This is a genomic window from Corynebacterium sp. MSK006, assembly GCF_030232385.1.
Lineage (GTDB): Bacteria > Actinomycetota > Actinomycetes > Mycobacteriales > Mycobacteriaceae > Corynebacterium > Corynebacterium frankenforstense_A.
The window spans coordinates 1-19,630 of the sequence record NZ_JASPJZ010000007.1 but is presented as its reverse complement, the minus strand read 5'-3'; the positions used below and the strand labels follow the sequence as shown (position 1 = coordinate 19,630).

Annotated in this window: 18 protein-coding genes; 8 read left to right on the top strand and 10 right to left on the bottom strand. The window is 72.6% G+C overall.

The features are described from left to right. The first annotated feature begins 52 nt into the window (after positions 1–52). From ispF to rlmB, 7 genes are all read left to right on the top strand, one after another. Positions 53–529, top strand: coding sequence for a 2-C-methyl-D-erythritol 2,4-cyclodiphosphate synthase (ispF, locus tag QQA02_RS05680; protein ID WP_284863652.1), 477 nt, complete (start codon positions 53–55; stop codon positions 527–529). Between the two features lie 275 nt (positions 530–804). Next, entirely contained in the window at positions 805–1,527 is a 723-nt protein-coding gene (locus QQA02_RS05675; RefSeq protein ID WP_284774533.1) for a FadR/GntR family transcriptional regulator, read from the top strand. 93 nt (positions 1,528–1,620) lie between these two features. Next, positions 1,621–3,729, top strand: coding sequence for an N-acetylglucosamine-specific PTS transporter subunit IIBC (nagE, locus tag QQA02_RS05670; protein WP_284863544.1), 2,109 nt, complete (start codon positions 1,621–1,623; stop codon positions 3,727–3,729). Then, complete coding sequence (locus tag QQA02_RS05665; RefSeq protein WP_284774537.1) at positions 3,729–4,913, top strand: N-acetylglucosamine-6-phosphate deacetylase; 1,185 nt, start codon at positions 3,729–3,731, stop codon at positions 4,911–4,913. Before nagE ends, QQA02_RS05665 begins: the two co-directional genes overlap by 1 nt. 10 nt (positions 4,914–4,923) lie before the next feature. Continuing rightward, complete coding sequence (locus QQA02_RS05660) at positions 4,924–5,685, top strand: glucosamine-6-phosphate deaminase (protein ID WP_284774539.1); 762 nt, start codon at positions 4,924–4,926, stop codon at positions 5,683–5,685. 82 nt (positions 5,686–5,767) lie between these two features. Further along, entirely contained in the window at positions 5,768–7,201 is a 1,434-nt protein-coding gene (gene cysS, locus QQA02_RS05655; RefSeq protein WP_284863541.1) for a cysteine--tRNA ligase, read from the top strand. A gap of 176 nt (positions 7,202–7,377) precedes the next feature. Further along, positions 7,378–8,325 carry a 23S rRNA (guanosine(2251)-2'-O)-methyltransferase RlmB gene (gene rlmB / locus QQA02_RS05650; RefSeq protein WP_284774543.1) on the top strand — a complete coding sequence of 316 codons (948 nt, stop codon included), beginning with the start codon at positions 7,378–7,380 and terminating at the stop codon, positions 8,323–8,325. 81 nt (positions 8,326–8,406) lie between these two features. Here the strand turns inward: rlmB and QQA02_RS05645 are convergent, their stop codons facing one another. Genes QQA02_RS05645 through QQA02_RS05620 form a run of 6 tightly spaced genes read right to left on the bottom strand, consistent with a single transcriptional unit; the run spans position 8,407 to position 14,889 of the window. Continuing rightward, complete coding sequence (locus QQA02_RS05645; protein WP_284774545.1) at positions 8,407–9,345, bottom strand: CE1 family esterase; 939 nt, start codon at positions 9,343–9,345, stop codon at positions 8,407–8,409. 22 nt (positions 9,346–9,367) lie between these two features. Further along, on the bottom strand, positions 9,368–10,519 hold the full coding sequence (locus tag QQA02_RS05640) for an SLC13 family permease (RefSeq protein ID WP_284774547.1): 1,152 nt from the start codon (positions 10,517–10,519) through the stop codon (positions 9,368–9,370). 7 nt (positions 10,520–10,526) lie between these two features. Further along, positions 10,527–11,486 (bottom strand): metal ABC transporter permease, encoded by a 960-nt coding sequence (locus QQA02_RS05635; protein ID WP_284774549.1) that lies wholly within the window; start codon positions 11,484–11,486, stop codon positions 10,527–10,529. Beyond that, positions 11,487–12,185, bottom strand: coding sequence for a metal ABC transporter ATP-binding protein (locus QQA02_RS05630; protein ID WP_284774551.1), 699 nt, complete (start codon positions 12,183–12,185; stop codon positions 11,487–11,489). Positions 12,186–12,213: 28 nt separating this feature from the next. Further along, positions 12,214–13,791: an aspartate-alanine antiporter-like transporter gene (locus QQA02_RS05625; protein ID WP_284774553.1), complete on the bottom strand. Its 1,578-nt coding sequence runs from the start codon at positions 13,789–13,791 to the stop codon at positions 12,214–12,216. Between the two features lie 12 nt (positions 13,792–13,803). Next, positions 13,804–14,889: a metal ABC transporter solute-binding protein, Zn/Mn family gene (locus tag QQA02_RS05620; protein WP_284774555.1), complete on the bottom strand. Its 1,086-nt coding sequence runs from the start codon at positions 14,887–14,889 to the stop codon at positions 13,804–13,806. A gap of 98 nt (positions 14,890–14,987) precedes the next feature. Between QQA02_RS05620 and QQA02_RS05615 the strand changes: the two genes are divergently transcribed. Further along, on the top strand, positions 14,988–16,091 hold the full coding sequence (locus tag QQA02_RS05615; protein WP_284774558.1) for a LacI family DNA-binding transcriptional regulator: 1,104 nt from the start codon (positions 14,988–14,990) through the stop codon (positions 16,089–16,091). On the opposite strand, the gene otsB is transcribed toward QQA02_RS05615, so the two are convergent. From otsB to QQA02_RS05595, 4 genes are all read right to left on the bottom strand, one after another. Further along, positions 16,088–16,864, bottom strand: a complete 777-nt coding sequence (gene otsB, locus QQA02_RS05610; RefSeq protein ID WP_284774560.1) for a trehalose-phosphatase — start codon at positions 16,862–16,864, stop codon at positions 16,088–16,090. The genes QQA02_RS05615 and otsB overlap by 4 nt on opposite strands. Before the next feature lie 105 nt (positions 16,865–16,969). Further along, positions 16,970–17,503, bottom strand: coding sequence for a hypothetical protein (locus QQA02_RS05605; RefSeq protein ID WP_284774562.1), 534 nt, complete (start codon positions 17,501–17,503; stop codon positions 16,970–16,972). Then, positions 17,500–18,984 carry an alpha,alpha-trehalose-phosphate synthase (UDP-forming) gene (locus QQA02_RS05600; RefSeq protein ID WP_284774563.1) on the bottom strand — a complete coding sequence of 495 codons (1,485 nt, stop codon included), beginning with the start codon at positions 18,982–18,984 and terminating at the stop codon, positions 17,500–17,502. The genes QQA02_RS05605 and QQA02_RS05600 overlap by 4 nt, the downstream gene beginning before the upstream one ends. Before the next feature lie 14 nt (positions 18,985–18,998). Further along, the gene (locus tag QQA02_RS05595; RefSeq protein ID WP_284774565.1) at positions 18,999–19,364 is read right to left on the bottom strand and encodes a hypothetical protein; all 366 of its coding nucleotides are present in this window, start codon (positions 19,362–19,364) and stop codon (positions 18,999–19,001) included. Positions 19,365–19,630 lie beyond the last annotated feature (266 nt).

Here is a 19,630-nt window from a genome sequence, read left to right as displayed (position 1 = left end):
CGAAACGCCCCGCGAGAACCACGCTGAGACCGAGCCGAAGGCGGCCGGCGCCGTGCCCGTGCCCCGGGTCGGCGTGGCCACCGACGCCCACCGCATCGAGGCCGGCCGCGAGTGCTGGATCGCCGGGCTCCTCTTCGAGGACGCCGACGGCTGCGAGGGCCACTCGGACGGCGACGTCGTCTCGCACGCCGTGGTCGACGCCGTGCTCTCCGCGGCCGGCCTCGGCGACCTGGGCTCCCTGGTCGGCGTCGGCCGCCCCGAGTACACCGGCGTCTCCGGCGCGCGCCTGCTCGAGATCGCCGCGGAGAAGCTGGCGGGGGAGGGCTTCACCGTGGGCAACGCCGCGGTGCAGATGATCGGGCAGACCCCGAAGGTCGGCCCGCGCCGCGCCGAGGCCGAGCGCGTGCTCAGCGCGGCGCTGGGCGCACCGGTCAGCGTCTCGGCGACGACCACCGACCACCTGGGCTTCACCGGCCGCGAGGAGGGTCGTGCCGCCGTGGCCACGGCCGTCGTCTGGCGCACGCGCTGACGCAGGCGCGGCGTCGGCAAGTGGCGCACCACGCGCCAACCGCGCGCCGGCGGCGACCGACGCGGCGTCGGCAAGCACCCCGCGCCGCAACGCGCCACGTGCGCTATCTCACCCCCGGTTTCACCCCCGTTTATGTACTCCGGACTTCCGACAACCCACACCCTCCAGGCTATGCTTAGGTCAGATGTCTGATTTCGACCTCTGACTCCAGACGTCGCCCCGGGACACCCAGCGGGCCGGCGCCCGGGTCCACGGACGACAGGTGGAGACCTAAAGTGCCAGATTTCACCGGCCGGGGACGCCTCCGGCACCGCTCGGCCGCCCAGGCGGCGGCCCAGGGCATCAAGGACCACATCCGCAACCACGGACTCGTCGAGGGCGACCTGCTGCCCTCCGAGGCGGACATGTGCGAGGACCTCGGGTGCTCGCGCTCCTCGATCCGCGAGGCCGTGCGCACCCTGGCCACCCTCGACATCGTCGAGGTGCGCCACGGGTACGGCACGTTCGTGTCGGGGATGTCGCTGAGCCCGCTGGTGGAGGGCCTGGTCTTCCGCACGCTCGTGGACTCCGAACGCGCCGTGGAGCGCATGCGCAACATCGTCGAGGTCCGCTACGGCCTCGACACCGCCGTGACCACCGGGCTGATGGGTGCGCTGACGCCCGAGCGGGCCGAGGAGCTGCACGGGGTCGTCGCGCAGATGCGCGCCCACGCCGAGGCGGGCGAGCCCTTCCTCGAGGAGGACCACCACTTCCACACGATGCTGATGAGCCACGTCAAGAACCACCTGGTGCGCGAGCTCTCGGACGCGATGTGGCGGGTGCAGATGCAGGTCGCCCCGGCCATGGGCCTGGCCACGTCGAAGGAGTGGGCCAGCAGCGTCGACTCGCACGACGAGATGGTCGACGCCATCGTCGCCGAGGACTCCGGCGCCTACCGCGCGGCGGTGCGGCGCCACTACCGTAGCCTGCTCGACGCGCTGGCGAAGACGGACATCTAAGAGTTTCAGTCCGGAACAACCCGGGTGCAGCCATTTCCCGACGGGGCCTCCGTGACCGGTCGCCCCCGCCGGCTCTACTAAAGGAGAACGGCCGTGGACAAGATCATGGCTCCTCTTCAGAAGCTAGGCAAAGCCCTCATGGGCGCGGTGGCGGTCCTGCCCGTCGCCGCCCTCATGATGGGTGTCGGCTATTTCCTCGAGTCGAACGGCGGCGACAACCTCGCCACCGTCGCGAGTGTCTTCCAGGCGGCCGGTAACGCCGTCCTGGGCAATCTCGGTGTCCTCTTCGCCGTGGCGATCGCCTTCGGCCTGGCCAAGGACTCCAACGGCGCGGCGGCGCTGTCCGGCTTCCTCGGATTCGTCACCGTCACCCTCATCGTCGGCCCCGAGGCCGTCGCGGGCTACCGTGGCATCGAGGACCCGACCGCGCTGACCGGCCAGGAGGCTCTCGACTGGGCCTCCCAGGGCTGGGACGCGATCGGCAACGGCAACGTGCTGCTCGGCATCGTCGTCGGCATCCTGGCGGCGTGGACCTACAACCGGTTCCACCAGACCCGCCTGCCCGACGCCCTGGCGTTCTTCTCGGGCCGCCGCCTGGTGCCGATCCTGACCTCCTTCTTCTCGATCGTCCTGGCCGGGGTCTTCTACCTGCTGTGGCCGCTGCTCTACAACGGCCTGTTCCACTTCGGCCAGTGGATCCAGGGCATGGGGGCGTTCGGCGCCGGCATCTACGGCGTGGTCAACCGCCTGCTCATCCCGACCGGCCTGCACCACGCCCTGAACTCGATCTTCTGGTTCGACGTCGTCGGCATCAACGACATCGGCAAGTTCCTCGGTGGCGCGGACACCATCGCCGCCGCCGACGCGGCCACCAGTGCCGCTACCTGCCCCGGTGTCTGGGACGGCTCGTCCTGTGACGTCGTCGGCGTGATCGGCCAGTACCAGGCCGGCTTCTTCCCGGTGATGATGTTCGGTCTGCCCGGCGCCGCGCTCGCCATCACGCTGCGCGCCAAGGGCCCGCGCCGCAAGGTCGTCGGCTCCCTGATGCTCGCCGGTGCGCTCGCCGCGTTCCTGACCGGCGTCACCGAGCCCCTCGAGTTCTCCTTCATGTTCGCCGCGCCGCTGCTGTTCGTCCTGCACGCGCTGCTGACCGGCATCTCGCTGGCCATCGCCTCCTTCTTCCACTGGACCGCGGGCTTCGGCTTCTCGGCCGGCCTGGTCGACATGCTGCTGAGCTCCCAGAACCCGCTGGCCAGCAGGTGGTGGATGCTGCTGCTGCTCGGCGTGATCTACTTCTTCGTCTACTTCGGCGTGTTCTACCTGGTCATCGGCTGGATCAACCTCAAGACCCCGGGTCGCGAGGACGACGAGGAGCAGGCCGAGGCCACCGAGGAGATCGTCTCCTCCGACGACCCGCTGGTGGCCAAGTCCGCCCGTATCCTCCAGGGCCTGGGCGGTGCCGCCAACATCGACTCCATGGAGTACTGCGCCACCCGCCTGCGCACCACCGTGGTGGACCCGGACCTCGTCGACGACGCGGTGATCCGCTCCGCCAACGTGCCCGGCGTCATCCACCCCTCGCACAAGGCCGTCCAGGTCGTCATCGGCCCGAACGTCCAGTTCGTGCACGACGAGGTGCGCCGCCAGATGCAGCACCCGGTCGCCGTCTCCGCGACTTCCGCCCCGATTGCCGACGCCGCGCCGGCCGACGCGGGCGTGTCCGCGCCCGTCGCCGGCACCACCGAGCTCGCCTGCCCGGTGGCCGGTGAGGTCATCGGGCTCGACAAGGTCGAGGACCCCGCGTTCTCCGGCGGCGCGGTCGGCGAGGGCTTCGCCGTCAGGCCCGCCGAGACCGACGAGCTGGTCTATGGCTCCCCGGTCGCCGGCACCGTGGTCATGGTGCCCAAGACGCGGCACGCCGTCGCGCTGCACACGGCCGAGGGCCTGGACGTCCTCGTCCACGTCGGCCTGGACACCGTCAAGCTCGGCGGTGAGGGCCTCGAGGTGCTCGTCGCCAAGGGCGACACCGTCGAGATCGGCGCCCCGATCGTCCGTGTGGCCGCGGACGAGCTGCGCGAGAAGGGCATCGACCTGACCACCCCGGTGGTCGTGACCAGCAGGAAGAAGGTCGCCGCGGTGCGCGCCGCCCACACGGGTGCGGCCGTCGCCGGCGAGAAGGCCGTGGAGGTGGACTACCGCTGATGTCCGCACACGTCTATCGCGGAACGCTGGTCAACGGCGTCGACGAGCCGCGCGTCTGTGAGGTCGCCGTCGACGCCGACGGCACCGTCGCCCGCGTCGACCTCGCCGAGCCCGCCGCCGACCCGGCGCCGGCCCCGGCCGGTGGGCCCGGCCCGGTGATCACGCCCGGCTACGTCGACGTGCACAACCACGGCGGCGCGCGGGGAGCCTTCCCCACGGGCACGCTCGAGGAGTGCCGCCGGGCCGCGGACTACCACCGCAGCCAGGGCACGACGCGCCTTCTGGCCAGCTTCGTCTCCGGCACCGAGGAGGAACTGACCCACCAGCTCGGCGTGATCGCCCCGCTCGTGGCCGACGGCACGCTCGCCGGCGTCCACCTCGAGGGGCCCTTCGTCAACACCGAGAAGTGCGGCGCCCAGGCGCCCGACCGCATCCAGGACGGCGACCCGGAGATGTTCCGGCGCGTCCTCGACGCCGGCGAGGGCATCGTGCGCTCGATCACCTTCGCCCCGGAGACCCCGAACGCCCGCGCGCTGGTCGACCTGTGCGCCGAGCGCGGCGTGATCGTCTCGCTGGGCCACACGATGGCGGACTACGGGACGACCGCCGAGGTCGTCGACTACGCCGTCGAGCGCGGCGCCACCGTCACGGCCACCCATCTGTTCAACGCCATGCCCCCGCTGCACCACCGCAAGCCGGGTGCGGTCGCGGCACTTCTGGCCACGGCCAGCGCCGGGCGCGCGGTCGTGGAGGTCATCGGCGACGGGGTGCACCTGGCCGACGGCACCGTCGACCTGTGCGCCGCGGCCGCCGGCGACAACATGGTGCTGGTCACCGACGCCATGGAGGCCACCGGCATGCCGGACGGCAGCTACGTGCTCGGGCCGCTCGAGGTGGTCGTCGAGGGCGGGGTCGCCCGCCTGGCCACCACCGACGGCACCCCCGGCGCGATCGCCGGCGGGACGAGCACCCTGGCCCGGCAGGTCACCCGCTTCGCCGCGCGCCACGGCTACACCCGTGCGGTGCGCGCCGCGTCCCTGCGCCCGGGCCGGTTGCTCGGCCTGGACCAGAACGAGGGGCTGCACGTGGGCAACGCGGCCGAGTTCGTCGTCCTCGACGCCGCCGCCCACGTCAGCGAGGTCTTCGCCGCCGGACGGCGGCTGACCGCGTCCGAGACAGACTGAGGAGAGCATCATGGAAGTTGTCATCCGTCACACCGCCGCAGAGGTCGCCGAGGTCGCCGCGGACATCCTGGCCGGCTACATCCGGCCGGGCGGGGTCCTCGGCGTGGCCACCGGCTCGACGCCGATCGCCACCTACCACGAGCTGATCGCCCGGCACGGCCGCGGCGAGCTCTCCGCCGAGGGTGTGGAGTTCTTCGCCCTGGACGAGTACGTCGGCCTCGACCACGACCACCCGCAGAGCTACTACCGCACCCTGCGCGACGAGCTCATCGACCCGCTGGAGGTCGCCCCGGAGCACCTGCACGTGCCGGACGGCATGGCGGACCCGCACACGGCCGGCGCCGCCTACGAGGAGCAGATCCTCGCCGCCGGCGGCATCGACTGCCAGCTGCTCGGCGTGGGCGTCAACGGGCACATCGGGTTCAACGAGCCGACCAGCTCGCTGAACTCCGTGACCCGCCTGAAGATCCTGCACCCGCAGACGGTCAAGGACAACGCCCGCTTCTTCGACTCGGCCGAGGAGGTACCCCGCCGCGTGCTCACGCAGGGGCTGGGCACCATCCAGCGTGCCGGGCGGCTGCTGCTGATCGCCATCGGCACCAACAAGGCCGACGCCGTGGCCAAGCTGGTCGAGGGGCCGCTGTCGGCGGCCTGCCCGGCCTCGATCCTGCAGTGGCACCCGCACGCGACCGTCGTCGTCGACGAGGAGGCCGCCGCCGGGCTAGTCAACCGGGAGTACTACGAGTTCGCGGAGGCGAACAAGCCGGAGTGATCCCGTGGCACTGAACCACTGACGGCGCGTCCGTCGGCCCTCACACCGGGGCCCGGCGGGCGCGTCGCTTAGTATTGGGCCCGTGACTGCACAGCGAGAGACCCCCGAGACCGGCACGTTGCGGCTCTACGACACCGCGACGCGCACCACCCGCCCCTTCGAGCCGCTGCGGGAGGGCCACGCCTCGATCTACCTGTGTGGCGCCACCCCGCAGTCGCAGCCCCACATCGGGCACGTGCGCAGCGGCGTGGCTTTCGACATCCTGCGCCGCTGGCTTTCCGCCCAGGGCCTCGACGTCGCCTTCGTGCGCAACGTCACCGACATCGACGACAAGATCCTCAACAAGGCCGCCGAGCACAACCGGCCCTGGTGGGAGTGGGTGTCCACCTACGAGCGCGAGTTCACCCGCGCCTACGACACCCTCGGCGTGCTGCCGCCGAGCGTCGAGCCGCGTGCGACCGGCCACGTCACCCAGATGGTCGACTACATGCAGCGGCTGATCGACAACGGCTTCGCCTACGCCGCCGAAGGATCGGTCTACTTCGACGTCGCGGCCTGGACCGCCGCCGAGGGCTCCGACTACGGCTCTCTTTCGGGCAACCGCGTCGAGGAGATGGAGCAGGGCGAGCCGGACTCGCGCGGCAAACGCGGCCCTCACGACTTCGCGCTGTGGAAGGCCGCCAAGCCCGGTGAGCCGTCCTGGCCCACCCCCTGGGGCCCGGGGCGCCCCGGCTGGCACCTGGAGTGCTCGGCGATGTCCACCTGGTACCTCGGCTCCGAGTTCGACATCCACTGCGGCGGGCTGGACCTGCAGTTCCCGCACCACGAGAACGAGCAGGCGCAGTCCCACGCCGTCGGCGACGGCTTCGCCCGCTACTGGCTGCACAACCACTGGGTGACCATGTCCGGCGAGAAGATGTCGAAGTCGCTGGGCAACGTGCTCTCCGTGCCGCACATCCTGACCCTGGTTCGCCCCGTCGAGCTGCGCTACTACCTGGGCAGCGCCCACTACCGCAGCGTGCTGGAGTACTCCGAGTCCGCGCTGACGGAGGCGGCCGCCGGATACCGGCGCATCGAGGACTTCCTGCACCGCGCCGTCGAGGCCGCCGGTGAGATCGAGCCGGGCGAGTGGACCCCGGCCTTCGCCGAAGCGATGAACGACGACCTCGGCGTGCCCCGTGCGCTCGCCGAGATCCACCGGGCCGTGCGCGCGGGCAACACCGCCCTGGCCGCCGGCTCGGTCGACGAGGCCGCCGCCGTCGCCGCCCAGGTGCGTGCGATGACCGCCGTACTCGGCGTCGACCCGCTCTCCGAGAAGTGGCTGGACGCGGGCGGTTCGACTGACGACACCGCGCACGTCGCCCTGGACACGCTCGTGCGCGCCGAGCTGGACCGGCGCGCGCAGGCGCGCGCCGAGAAGGACTTCGCCACCGCCGACGCGGTGCGCGACCGCCTGGCGGCCGCCGGTGTCACCGTCACCGACACCCCCGACGGCTCGCAGTGGTCCCTGGGCTGATCGGCTGACTGGTGCGGCGGGCGGAGCCTGTCGCGCCCGGTTTCTACCTGACCTGCGCGGGCGGTAGGGTTGCCGGGGAGATCGGCGCCCGCGCGCGCCGCGAAAACGGCCGGTGCGGGCGCCTGAGGTTCCTCTCAGGGACTCCCGTGACCGGGGATTCACGTGAAGGGGACCTGATGGCAGGAAAGAAGCCACACGTCAAGGGCAACGGCGGCAACAAGAAGGGCTCGACGAAGGGCTCCGGCGGCCGGGGCCGTCGCAGCCTGCGGGGCAAGGGCCCGACGCCGAAGGCGGAGGACCGCGTCTACCACGCCGCGTACAAGCGCAAGCAGGAGCGCACCCGCCGCGACTCGGGGCGCCACGAGCGTGAGGTCGACCTGGTCGTCGGCCGCAACCCCGTCGTCGAGTGCCTGCACGCCAAGGTCCCGGCCGAGCGGCTGATCATCGCCGCCGGCACGGGCAACGACGACCGCCTCTCCGAGGCCGTCGCCATCGCGCACTCGCGCAACCTGCCCGTCGATGAGGTCCAGCGCCACCAGCTCGACCGCATGACCGGCAACGGCCTGCACCAGGGCATCGGCCTGCAGATCCAGCCCTACCGCTACGTCGACGTCCACGACCTGATCGGCCGGGTCGCCGACCTCGAGGAGCCGGGCATGATCGTCGTGCTCGACAACATCACCGACCCGCGTAATCTCGGTGCGGTCATCCGCTCGGTGGCGGCCTTCGGCGGCCACGGCGTGGTCATCCCGGAGCGCCGCTCCGCCTCGGTGACCGGCGTGGCCTGGCGCACCTCGGCGGGCACCGCCGCGCGCGTGCCGGTGGCCCGGGCGACCAACCTGACGCGCACGGTCGAGGAGTTCAAGAGGAACGGCTACCAGGTCGTCGGCCTGGAGGCCGGCGGCGAGCACACCCTCGACACCTACGACGGCGGCACCGACCCGGTGGTCATCGTCGTCGGCTCGGAGGGCAAGGGCATCTCGCGGCTGGTGCGTGAGCACTGCGACGTGCTGATGAGCATCCCGATGGCCGCGTGGGTCGAGTCGCTCAACGCGTCGGTGGCCGCCGGCGTGGTGCTCAGCGAGTTCGCCCGCCAGCGCCGCGTCGCCGCGCGCGACAGGTAGGCCGGGGCGGCGGGGCCGGGCCCCGCCGCCCGGGACTCAGCGAAGCCGGGCCCCGCCGCCCGGGACTCAGCGAGGCCGGGCTCAGCCCAGCCGCTCGAGGAAGTCGCCGACGACGTCGGCGGCGATGACCGCGTCGCAGTCGGGCCCCAGCATCTCGGCGGTCTCGGTGCCGGAGGGGATGACGTGGCCGGCGTCGAGCAGGGTCCACAGCTCGGTCACGGCGTGCTCCGCGTCGCCGGGCGCGCCACCCCAGCGCTCGACCTCCACGCCGGGCACCGGTTCGCTCAGCTCCGGGTCCCCGCCGACGCCGTTGAGGCCCGCGAACTTGGCGGCCGACTCCGGCGCGGACAGCGCGTGGCCGCGGTAGCTGCGCTCATCGATGCCCACGGCACCGCCCTGGTAGCCGGCCATCGGGTCGGCCGTGCCGTGCATGAACTGGCACGGGGTGGGCACCCACTCGGGCGCCTCGACCGGGCGTGCGCCCTCGGTCTCCCCGGCAGCGACGGCCTCGGAGAGCAGGTCGCCGGGCAGCTCCACGCCGGGCAGCTCGTGGCCGGGCGCGGGCCAGGTCGCCGCGAAGACGACGGCCGCGTGCAGCAGCCCCGGGGCGTCGCGCAGCAGGCGCATGACCATCTGCCCGCCGTTGGAGTAGCCCAGGCCGGTCACGTTGCCGCGGTCGATGCCGTGGCTCCCGGCCAGCTGGTCGATCAGCGCGCGGGTGAAGCCGACGTCGTCGATATTGTCGCGGCGGGCCTGCTCGGGCAGGGCGCGGCGGGCGTCGTTGAAGTGGCGGCCCACCCCGTCGGGGTAGGCGAGCACGCAGCCGAGGCGGCAGGCCAGCTCGTCGAAGGTGTTCGCGGTGAAGTTGCGCATCACGTTGCCGGACTGGCGCGAGCCGTGGAAGAAGACCAGCAGCCCCGGGTTATCACCGAGGGGCTCGGGGACGATGACGCGGGCTCGGCGGTCGAGCCCGTCGTGGGTCAGGTTCATGGTCTCGACGGAGTATTCGGCGGAACTCATGGCAAGGCAGTCTACGCCGGGCTCACACGGCCAGGGCGCACAGCGTCACGGCCACTGGCGCGAGCACGAGGCCGGGCAGGACGAACGCCCGCCAGGGCACGGGCTCGCCGCGGCGGGCCAGCTGGTCGAACCACAAGAGCGTGGCCAGCGAGGCCCACGGGGTGACCAGCGGGCCGACGTTGACCCCGACGAGCAGCGCGAGCGTCTCCGGCCCCGCCGCGGCGGCCGGCTCGAGGGCCAGGTAGGCCGGGATGTTGTTGACCAGGTTCGCCGCCACCGCGCCGGCGGCGGCCGTGCCCGGCACCCCGAGCCCGCCCGGGGCGGCGACCAGGCCGGCGCTGATCCCCGAGGCGTGCACCGCCGCGGCGGCCACCGACAGCGCGGCCGCGACGAGCAGCGCGCCCCACGGCACCAGGTTCATCCGCAGCGCGCCGGGCTCTGTGACGGCGAAGCACGCCGCGAGCACGACGGCGGCGCCCGCGGCCGTCAGCCAGTAGGGCACCGGCGTGGCCAAAAGAGGCAGCGTGCAGGCGAGCACCACGAGGCTCAGCGCGTGCAGCGGGTGCGTCCCTGAATTGCCGACGTCGCGCCCCACCCCTCCCGGTTCCGTTGCGGCCGGCGCAGGCACCGGGGAGCGCCGGTAGACGACGAGCGCCACGGCCGAGGCGGCGAGTGCGACGAAGAAGGTGACACCGGAGACCGGCCAGGCGGCCGCGGTGAAGCCGCCGGCCGTATCGAAGCGTCCGGCGGCGTCGGCGAGCAGGTTGGTCAGGTTGCTCACCGGCAGCCACATCGAGGCGATGTTGGCCGTCCAGATCACCGGCAGGGCCAGGGCGAGGACCTCGAGGCCGCGCGCCCGGGCCAGCCCGACGGCCACGGGGGTGAGCAGGATGACGGTGGTGTCCAGGGAGAAGAAGGCAGTCGAGACGGCTGCCAGCCCCGTCACCAGCGCCCAGGCGCCCAGTCGTCCGGACATCCCGGGCAGCCTGCCGAGCGCGGCGACCACCGTGTCGAAGGCCCCGGTGCGGGAAGAGAGGTTGACCACCACCGAGATGGCGGCGACGAAGCCGAGGACCGGGGCCAGTCGCGCCGCCGCTTCCCCGAGCGCGGCCGGGTCGGCGACGGCGAGCCAGCCGGCGGACGCCACGAGCACCGCCCTCAGCAGCGCGCGCACGGTGCCGCTAGTCCCCGGTGTGGTGGGCAGGGGTGGCCGAGCCACCCGGGACGGCGGGGTCGGTGCCGACGGCGCCGGGCGCGACGTGGTCAATCGGGCCCGTGCTGCGCCGGGCCACGGCGGCCTCGTCGCGCTGTACGCCGCGCGAGCGCCACCAGCCGATGAGCCGGCAGACGAGGTAGATCGCGAAGCTGATCGAGGTCACGAAGACGCTCACGGGCAGGCCCGGGGCCAGGGAGAGGACCAGGCCGCCGACGGCGGAGACCTCCGCGAAGACGACGGCGAGCACCACCGCGCGCACCGGCGAGGCGGTGACCTGCACGGCGGCCGCGCCCGGGGTGATCAACAGCGCCATGACGAGCAGGGCGCCGACGATCTGGACCGACTGCGCGGCGGTCAGGCCGACGAGCACGGCGAAGCCGACGGCGATCAGGCGCACCGGGAGGCCCGCGGCCTGGGCCATCGCCGGGTCGGCGGAGGCGAAGAGGATGGGGCGCCAGAAGACCACGAGCAGCACGAACACCACGACGGTCACCGCGGCCAGCGCGCGTACGCTCGCCCCGGACACGCCGACGATCTGGCCGGTCAGAAGGGCGAAGGCGGTGCGCGAGTTGCCGGGGTAGAGGTGGATGAACAGCACCGACAGGCCCAGGCCGAAGCTCATGACCACGCCGATGGCGCTGTCCTGCTGGCCGCGCATGCCCAGCAGCGCGAGGACGACGGCGGCCGCCACCGCGCCGGCGACCGCGCCGAAGCCGACGCCGACGCCGGCCAGCAGCGCGGCCGAGGCGCCCATCAGTGCCAGCTCGCTGGTCGCGTGCACGGAGAACGACATCTTGCGCAGCACGATCAGCGGGGTGATCGCCCCGGAGACCAGGCCCAGCAGCGCGGAGGCGAGAAGCGCCTGGCGCACGAAGTCGACCTGGAGGAGGTAGCCGGTGTCGGCGAGGAACTGGCTGAGGCCCACCTAGACCACCACCAGGCGGCCGTCGACCTCGACGACGTCGACGCGGGTGTCGTAGAGGCGGGAGAGGACCTTCGGGTCCATCACCTCGGCGACGGTGCCGGAGACGTGCCCGCCGGGGGTCAGGTAGAGCACCCGGTCGGTGGCCTCGAGGACGGGGTTGATGTCGTGGGTGACGCAGACGACCGCGCCGCCGGCGTCGCAGTGCGCGCGCAGCATCGCCACGGTGCGCTGGGCGGCGGCGGGGTCGAGGGAGAGCAGCGGCTCGTCGGCGAGCAGGAGCTCCGGATCGTCCGCGAGCGCCTGCGCCTGGCGCACCAGCTGCTGCTGGCCGCCGGAGAGCGTGCCCACCCGGTGCCCGGCCAGGCCCTCGCCGCCGACGCGGCGCAGCAGCTCGGCCACCTGGGCACGGCCGGCCCGGCGGCGGCGGAAGACGCCGTGGGCCAGGGAGAGGGAGACCAGGTCGCCGGCGCGCAGCGGCAGGCCCGCGGGGAACATGCGCTGCTGCGGGATCAGCCCGACGCGGGCGTTCACGCGCGCGGTGCCGCCGGTGAGCCGGCGGATGCCGGTGAACACCCCGAGCAGCGTCGACTTGCCCACCCCGTTGGGGCCCAGGACAGTGAGGAACTGACCGTGGTCGATCTCCAGGTCCAGGCCGGACCAGAGCGGGTCGACGGCGGCGTCGGTGAGGGTTGCGAGCATACGGCTTTCCGGTCGGGGTGAGTCCGGGTCAGACGATGACCATGACGGGGATGACGAGGATCTTGTATATCAGCGCCAGGGCGAAGGTCGCGGTGTAGCCGGACATGATGCGCGAGTCGCTCTCGTTCTCCAGGGCGTACTGGAGGACGGCCGGCTGGCCGAGCACGCCGGCCAGGCCGCCGTTGGCGCGCGTGGCCGACTGGCCCGCGGCCCAGCTGACGGCGAGGTAGACGCCGCAGCCGACGAGCGCGGTCAGGGCGGCCAGGCCGATGGTGACCAGGCCCTGGAGGGTGAAGGCGGTGTTGACGAAGGCGGGGCCGGAGGCGGTGCCCACTGCCGCGAGGAACATCATCAGGCCCAGCTGGCGCAGGGTGTAGTTCGCGGTGCGCGGCAGCTGCCAGGCGGTGCGCCCGGTGCGCTGCACGGCGCCGAGGATGATGCCGATGATCAGCGGGCCGGCCGCCGCACCCAGGGCGAAGGAGGAGCCGCCGGGCAGCGGGATCTCCAGCAGGGCCAGCAGGAAGCCGAGGGCCAGGCCGCCGGCGGCGGCGATCCAGTCGAGCTCGGAGAAGGCCTGCACGGAGTCGCCGAAGTACTGGCGGACCTGCTCGGTGCGCGTGGTCGGCATGACGACCTCGGCGATGTCGCCGTACTCGAGGTAGATCTCGTCGTGGGCGAGCATGACCTCGTCGCCGCGGCGCAGGCGGATGACCTGCGCGTTGCGGGAGGCCAGGAAGGGCAGGTCGCCGACGGACTTGCCGGCGATTTCCTGGTTGGACACGCGGAAGCTCTGGATGGTCAGGTGGTTGTCGCGGCGCATCGACAGCTGGCCGACGCGCTTGCCGAGGGTCCGGATGACTGCCGGCAGGGCCGCCTTGGTGCCCAGCACGGCGATGGTGTCGCCCTGCCGCACGTCCGTGAACTCGGTGAGCACGCTGCGGTGACCGTCGCGGATGATGGTCGCGGCCTGGAACTGGTCGCCCCACTCCTCCTCGAGGGCCTCGATGTCGGCCTCGGCGACGTTCTGGGTGACCTTGATCCGCGCCATGCGGATCTTCTTCTCGTCCGGGTCGATCTGGTCGTTGCGGGCCTTCCACTCCCGGTTGATGGTGAAGGCGACGACGAGGATGGCCAGGGCCACGCCGGTGGGGTAGCCCAACGAGTAACCCACGGCCGGCGCCTCGGAGCCGGTCTGGTCGGTGGCCAGGGCCAGCGACGGGGTCGAGGTCAGCGAACCCGAGAAGACACCGAGTGCGACCTCGCGGGTGATGCCCAGAAGCTGGGCGCCGAAGATGGACGCGGCCGCGGCGGCGGTGACCGAGAGGATCGCCGCGCCCATGGGCAGGAGCTGTTCGCGGAAGTTCTTGAAGAACGTCTCACCGGCCTCGAGGCCGACCATGTAGACGAACATGCCCAGCCCGAGGTCCTGGAAGATGGTCAGGGACTCCTCCGGCAGGTCGACGAAGGCGCCGACCGCCAGGCCGATGAACAGGGAGCCGGCCGCGCCGAAACGCAGGGGACCGAAGGGGATCGCGCCGAAGGCCGCGCCCGCGGCGATGACTATGAAAAGAGTCAGAAGTACCTGACCGTCGAGAAAAGAGAGCACCTGACGAGTCTATTACCTGGCTGCCAATTTAGCAGCTTCGGAACTGTCCGCGGCCTGTGTGAGATTGTCGACGGTCTCGGTGAAGAAGTCGAGGAAGTTCTTGTCGCTCGGCGGGGTCTCCGGGATCTCGACGATCGTGATCCCCTTCTTCTCCGCGGTGTCGCGCAGGCGGTCGGTCAGGTCCGTGGCGGTCTGCGGGTTGTAGACCAGCAGGTCGATCTGATCGTTCTCGACGGCGTCGAGGAAGGCGGCGGCGTCGGCGGCCGATGGCTCACCCTCGTTGAGCGTGGTGCGGCGGAAGCCCTCCGGGGTCACCTCCTTGACGTCCGAGTGGGCGAGCAGGTGGTCGGCGATCGGCTCGGTCTGTGCGACGCGGACGGCCGGCATGCCGTGCAGCTTCTCGTGTAGGCCGTCGAGGCGCTCCTCGACCTTCTCGGCGTGCGTCTCGACGTCCGGGTCGATCTCGTGGATCGCCTCGGCGACGTCCTCGGCGACCTCGGCGACGGACTCCGGGTCGTACCAGACGTGCTCGTTGGCCTCGGCGTCGACGTGGCCCTCGGCGTCGCGGTCGGAGGCGTCGCCCTCGGCGTCCGCGTGGCCGTGGTTGTGCTCGTGCTCGTGGTCGTGGCCCTCGGCCTCGCCCTCGCCGTGGTCGTGGTGGTGGTGACCGGCCAGGTCCAGGGCGTGGACGATCAGCGGCGCGCCCTCGCCCTTCTCGGCGAGCGGCTCGTAGAGCCAGGCGTCGTAGCCGCCACCGCCGACGACGACGATGTCGGCCTCCCCGGCGCGCGCCATGTCGGCGGCGGTCGGCTCGAAGTGGTGCGGGTCGACGTCGTCGCCGGTGATCACCGGGGTGACGGCCACGCGCTCGTCGTCGGTGACCGCACGTGCCACGTCGCCCCACACGGAGGTCGAGGCGACGATCTTGATCTCGGCGTCCGGGTTGTCGGTGTCACCGCCGGCGTTCGGGCCCCCGGCGGAGTCCGAGGAGCACGCCGCCAGCCCGGCGGTCAGGGTCACGGCCGCGCCGACGGCGGCGGCCGTGCGGATCAGGCCACCGCGGCGGGTGGCCGGCTTCGGGGAGAAAGTCTTTCGCATGACCCCCAAGCAACCACTAATGAAAACGGGTGTCAACATGAAAACGTATTGAAAAAGCGTCCCGACGCATATCTCGGGTGCGCGTAGGCTCTGGTGCCATGCCCCGCCGATCGCAGCGTCACCCCACCCTGGCCTCCCTGGCCGCCGACCTCGGGGTCTCGCGCACGACGGTCTCCAACGCCTACAACCACCCCGAGGAACTCTCCGCCGAGCTGCGCGAACGCATCCTCGCCGCCGCCGTCGCCCGCGGCTACCAGGGCCCCGACCCGGCCGCCCGCTCTCTGCGCACGAGGCGCACCGGCGCGATCGGGGTGGTGCTCACCGAGGACCTCACCTACGCCTTCGAGGACCGCGCCTCCGTGGACTTCCTCGCCGGTGTGGCCGAGGCCACCGCCGGTACGCAGACCTCGCTGACCCTCATCCCCGTCGGCCCCGACGCGACCTCGCCGACCTCCCCGGTGGCCGCCGCCGTGGTCGACGGCTTCCTCGTCTACTCCGTCGCCGAGGGCGACCCCTACCTCTCCGCCGCCCAGGGCCGCGGCCTGCCCGTGGTCGTCTGCGGCCAGCCCGGGGACGTGGCCGGCGCGGACTTCGTCGGCATCGACGACCGCGCGGCCATCGCCCCGGCCGCCCGCGCCCTGGTCGCCGCCGGGCACCGCCGCGTCGGCGTGCTGGCCATCCGCCTGCTCGCCGAGCCGACCTCGGGCGCGGTCGGGCTCGACGAGCTGGACCGGGCCGCCCTGCACATCCAGCGCGACCGCATCCGCGGCGTGCTCGACGAGCTGGCCGCCGCCGGCGTCGACCCGGCCACCGTGCCCGTGGTCACCCGGCACATCAACGACCCCCGCAACGCCTACGACGCCGCCCGCGAGCTGCTCGAGGCCCACCCCGAGATCACCGCCGTGGCCTGCACCACCGACTCGATGGCCTTCGGCGTGCTCGCCTACGCCCGCGACCACGGCATCGACGTGCCCGGCGAGCTCTCGGTCACCGGCTTCGACGGTGTCGCCCGCGCCCTGGAGACGGGCCTGACCACCGTGGTTCAGCCCAACGTGGAGAAGGGGCGGGTGGCCGCGCGCCTGCTCGCCGACGCCGTCGACGCTCGCCTGGCCGACCGCGCCCGCGAACACGAACGCGTCGTACTCGAGACGACCTTCGCCCCCGGGACGACGGTCGCCGCCCCGCGGAAGGGAACCGCCTAGCCGCGCGCCGCGCGGGCGTCGGCAAGCTCGGTGAGCCACGCGGCCACGCCGGGGATGTCCGCCACGCGGGCCCCCGCCTTCGTCTCGCCCTCGCCGACCTTGACGCCCAGGTCGTTGTCGCCGAGTACCGCGAAGCCGCGCTCGTCGGTGGTGTCGTCGCCGAGGAAGACGGTCGCATCGGGGTTGAGGCGCTCGCGCTCGGCGGCGATCCAGGTGCCCTTCGTCGCATCCGAGACGGAGAACTCGACGATCATGCGGCCGTCGGTGATGTGCGCGCCGTGGGGGTCGATGGCCAGCGCCGCCTGGCGCATCTGCTCGGCCATCGGGGTGCCGGCGACCGGGCGGTAGTGCAGGCCGCGCTGGAAGGGCTTGAACTCCACGAAGCAGGGGTTGCCCTCGCACAGCGCCTCGAGCTGCTCGGTGATCGCGTCGAGGGCGGCCTGCTGCTCGTCGCTCAGCAGGTTCTCCGAGCCCTCCGGCTCGGCGCCGTGGGAGCCGACCTTGCGCACCGGGGGATCCAGCGGCACGATCTTCGACAGCTCGGCCATCATGCGCCCGGAGAGGATCACCACGTCGGTGTCCGGCATCAGCGACAGGCGACGCAGCGCCTCGATGGCGTCCTCGTCGACCGGGACGTTGAGGCGGTCCGAGCTGTGCCAGGCCAGCGTGCCGTCGAAGTCGCAGACCACCAGCAGGCGGTCGACGGCCGCGAGCTCGGCGACGGTGGGGGCGGGCTTTGACGAGGTGGGCGTGGAAGCCTGGTCGTGGTTCATGGCGCTCATGCTATCGGCAGCGCACCCCGCGGACCCAGCGGTCGGCCCCGCCTGTGGCGCACCCCGCGCCGCGCGCGGAAGTGGAGCCCGGTCTCAGGCGGGCCGTCAGCCGGCGACGAGCCGGATCGCCGGCGCGTCGATCGCGTCGGAGACCTGGGTGAGCACCATCTCGGAGTCGCCGGGGTGGGAGACCTCGAAGGGGCCGTCGAGCAGGGCGACCAGCTCGTCGTGGACGTGGCGCGCCCCGCCCACGCAGTCCTCGGGGGCGTCGTCGACGGTCACGCGCGAGAACGTGATGCGCTCGGCGTCCTCCGGGTCGCGCCGCTCGCCGGTGGCGTCGGTGTAGGCGGTCTCGGCCTGCAGCGGCACGCAGCCCGTGGAGCCGCTGACCGTCGAGGTGCCGAAGGCCAGCTGGGCCAGGCCCGCGGCCGGCCCCGGCACGGCGGCGGTGGCACCGGGCTCGGTGTAGATCGCGGTGACCTGCCAGGTCGTCTCGCCTATCAGGGGTTCCTGCGCGCAGGCGGTCAGCAGGCCCACGGCGAGCGCGGCGCCCAGCGCGCCGGCGGCGCGGGCTCCACCCGTAACCGTGCGGGAACCGCCCCGCGCACCCGGGCGCGACGTCGGAAAGCGGAAGGTCATCGCCTCTCCTCCAGACAGTGCAGGAAGGACCGCGCCCACAGGTCGACGTCGTGCTCGCTGACCTGGCGGTGCATGGCGAGCATCCGCGCGCGGGCCTCCCCGGGACGGTACGCCAGGTCCGCGGCGGCCTGGTGGATGGCGCGCTTGATCGAGTCCAGGTCGAAGGGGTTGCACACGTTCGCCTCGGCGAGCTCCTCGGCCGCGCCGGCGAACTCGCTGAGCACCAGCGCGCCCGAGCCGTCCGGGTGCGCGGCGACGTACTCTTTGGCCACCAGGTTCATCCCGTCCTTGAACGGGGTGACCAGCATGATGTCCGCGGCGGCGTAGAAGACCGCGAGCCTGGCCTTGGGCACCGAGCGGTGCAGGTACTCCACCACGGGGCGCCCGGGCTCGCCGAAGCGGCCGTTGATGCGGCCGACGGCCTCCTCGACCTCGGAGCGCGCCTGGCGGTAGTGCTCGATGCGCTCGCGCGAGGGCGTGGCCACCTGCAGCACGGTGAAGCGGGTCTGCGGCATCGCGCCGGACTCGAGGAGCTCCTCGACGGCGCGCAGGCGCTGCAGGATGCCCTTGGTGTAGTCGAGGCGGTCCACGCCCAGCATCAGCAGGTCCGGATGCCCCAGGTCGGCGCGCAGGGCCGCGACCTCGGCCGGGTCCGGGTGCGCGATGGAGTCCAGGTCGATCGAGATGGGGAAGGCGCCCACCCCGACGCGGCGCCCGTCCGGCGCGGTGACGTGGGCGGTGACCTCGCGCACCGAGGGGGTGCCCGAGACCTCGAGGGTGTCCGGCAGGCCGGTGTGGGAGCCCGCGCGCCCGGCGACTTGGCGGGTCAGCTCGAGGAAGTTGCGCGCGCAGCCGGCCAGGTGGAAGCCGATCAGGTCGGCGCCGAGCAGCCCGCGCACGATCTCCTCGCGCCAGGGCAGCTGGCGGAAGAGGTCCGGCGAGGGGAAGGGGATGTGCAGGAAGAAGCCGACGGTGACGTCGGGGCGCAGCTGGCGCAGGATACCCGGCACGAGCTGGAGCTGGTAGTCCTGCACCCACACCGTCGCGCCCTCGGCGGTGACCTCCGCGGCGGCCTCGGCGAAGCGCAGGTTGACCTCGCGGTAGGCCGCCCACCAGGAGCGGTCGTAGGTCGGGGCGGCGATCAGGTCATGGTAGAGCGGCCACAGCGTGGCGTTGGAGAAGCCCTCGTAGAAGTCGTGGTAGTCGTCCTCGCTCAGCGCCACCGGGTGCAGCAGCACGCCGGTCTCCGTGCGGAAGGGCTCGGGCACCTCGCCGACCACGCCGGGCCAGCCGACCCAGCAGCCGCGGTGCTGCTCGAGCACCGGGGACAGGGCGGCGACCAGCCCGCCGGGGGAGGGCTTGACCTCGAGGGTGCCGTCGGCGGCGCGCCCCAGGTCGACGGGCAGGCGGTTGGCCACGACGACGAAGGAGCCGGCCTCCTGCCCGGAGCCGGCGTGGGCGTCGTTGGCGGCGCTGTCCATGCTGGGCGGACCGCCTAGGACTTCTTGGTGGACTTCTTCGTCATCTTCTTCGTCATCTTCTTCGTCGACTTCTTGGTCGTCTTCTTCGTGGACTTCTTCGACGACTTCTTGGTGGACTTCTTGGTCGACTTCTTCGACGACTTCTTGGTGGACTTCTTGCCCTTGTCCTCCTCGGCCGGGTCGGGCAGGCCGTGGGCCTCGGCGAACTTGTGGTAGTCCAGGCCCTCGGGCTCGACGCCGAGCATGCACATCAGGGTCACCCCGTCGACGACGTCCTCGGCGTAGCTGGCGACGACGCCGCGGGCGGAGGCGGCGGTCTCCTCCTCGACCTTGTGCAGCGACTCGGGGCTGGGACGGTTCTCGGTGACCTTGGGCGGCACGGATCCTCCTGGAACTGGCGCGGGCATGTGAGAGGCCGGGACGGGCCCGGCCGACAGGGCCACCATTCTACGCCACCGGCCCCGCGCCGGGCCGACGGCCCTGGTTAGAGCGCTCAATTGACGACGCCGCGCACCCCGCCCGCGGCGGTCCCGCGCGGCGTCGGCGCGTGGACGTCGGCGCGGGCGCGCCGACGGTGCGGGACGCGCCGACGGGGTGGGGCGGGGCGTCGGCAATCTCTTCTAGGGCTGGCCGGGCCCCTCGGGGC

Excerpts from the sequence above, each read along its gene's own strand:
- QQA02_RS05630 (WP_284774551.1), bottom strand. The coding sequence starts at position 12,185 with ATGCTCGCAACCCTCACCGACGCCGCCGTCGACCCGCTCTGGTCCGGC.
- QQA02_RS05615 (WP_284774558.1), top strand. The coding sequence starts at position 14,988 with ATGCCCCGCCGATCGCAGCGTCACCCCACCCTGGCCTCCCTGGCCGCC.
- QQA02_RS05605 (WP_284774562.1), bottom strand. The coding sequence starts at position 17,503 with ATGACCTTCCGCTTTCCGACGTCGCGCCCGGGTGCGCGGGGCGGTTCC.
- otsB (WP_284774560.1), bottom strand. The coding sequence starts at position 16,864 with ATGAACCACGACCAGGCTTCCACGCCCACCTCGTCAAAGCCCGCCCCC.
- QQA02_RS05600 (WP_284774563.1), bottom strand. The coding sequence starts at position 18,984 with ATGGACAGCGCCGCCAACGACGCCCACGCCGGCTCCGGGCAGGAGGCC.
- rlmB (WP_284774543.1), top strand. The coding sequence starts at position 7,378 with ATGGCAGGAAAGAAGCCACACGTCAAGGGCAACGGCGGCAACAAGAAG.
- QQA02_RS05665 (WP_284774537.1), top strand. The coding sequence starts at position 3,729 with ATGTCCGCACACGTCTATCGCGGAACGCTGGTCAACGGCGTCGACGAG.
- QQA02_RS05645 (WP_284774545.1), bottom strand. The coding sequence starts at position 9,345 with ATGAGTTCCGCCGAATACTCCGTCGAGACCATGAACCTGACCCACGAC.
- QQA02_RS05660 (WP_284774539.1), top strand. The coding sequence starts at position 4,924 with ATGGAAGTTGTCATCCGTCACACCGCCGCAGAGGTCGCCGAGGTCGCC.
- QQA02_RS05620 (WP_284774555.1), bottom strand. The coding sequence starts at position 14,889 with ATGCGAAAGACTTTCTCCCCGAAGCCGGCCACCCGCCGCGGTGGCCTG.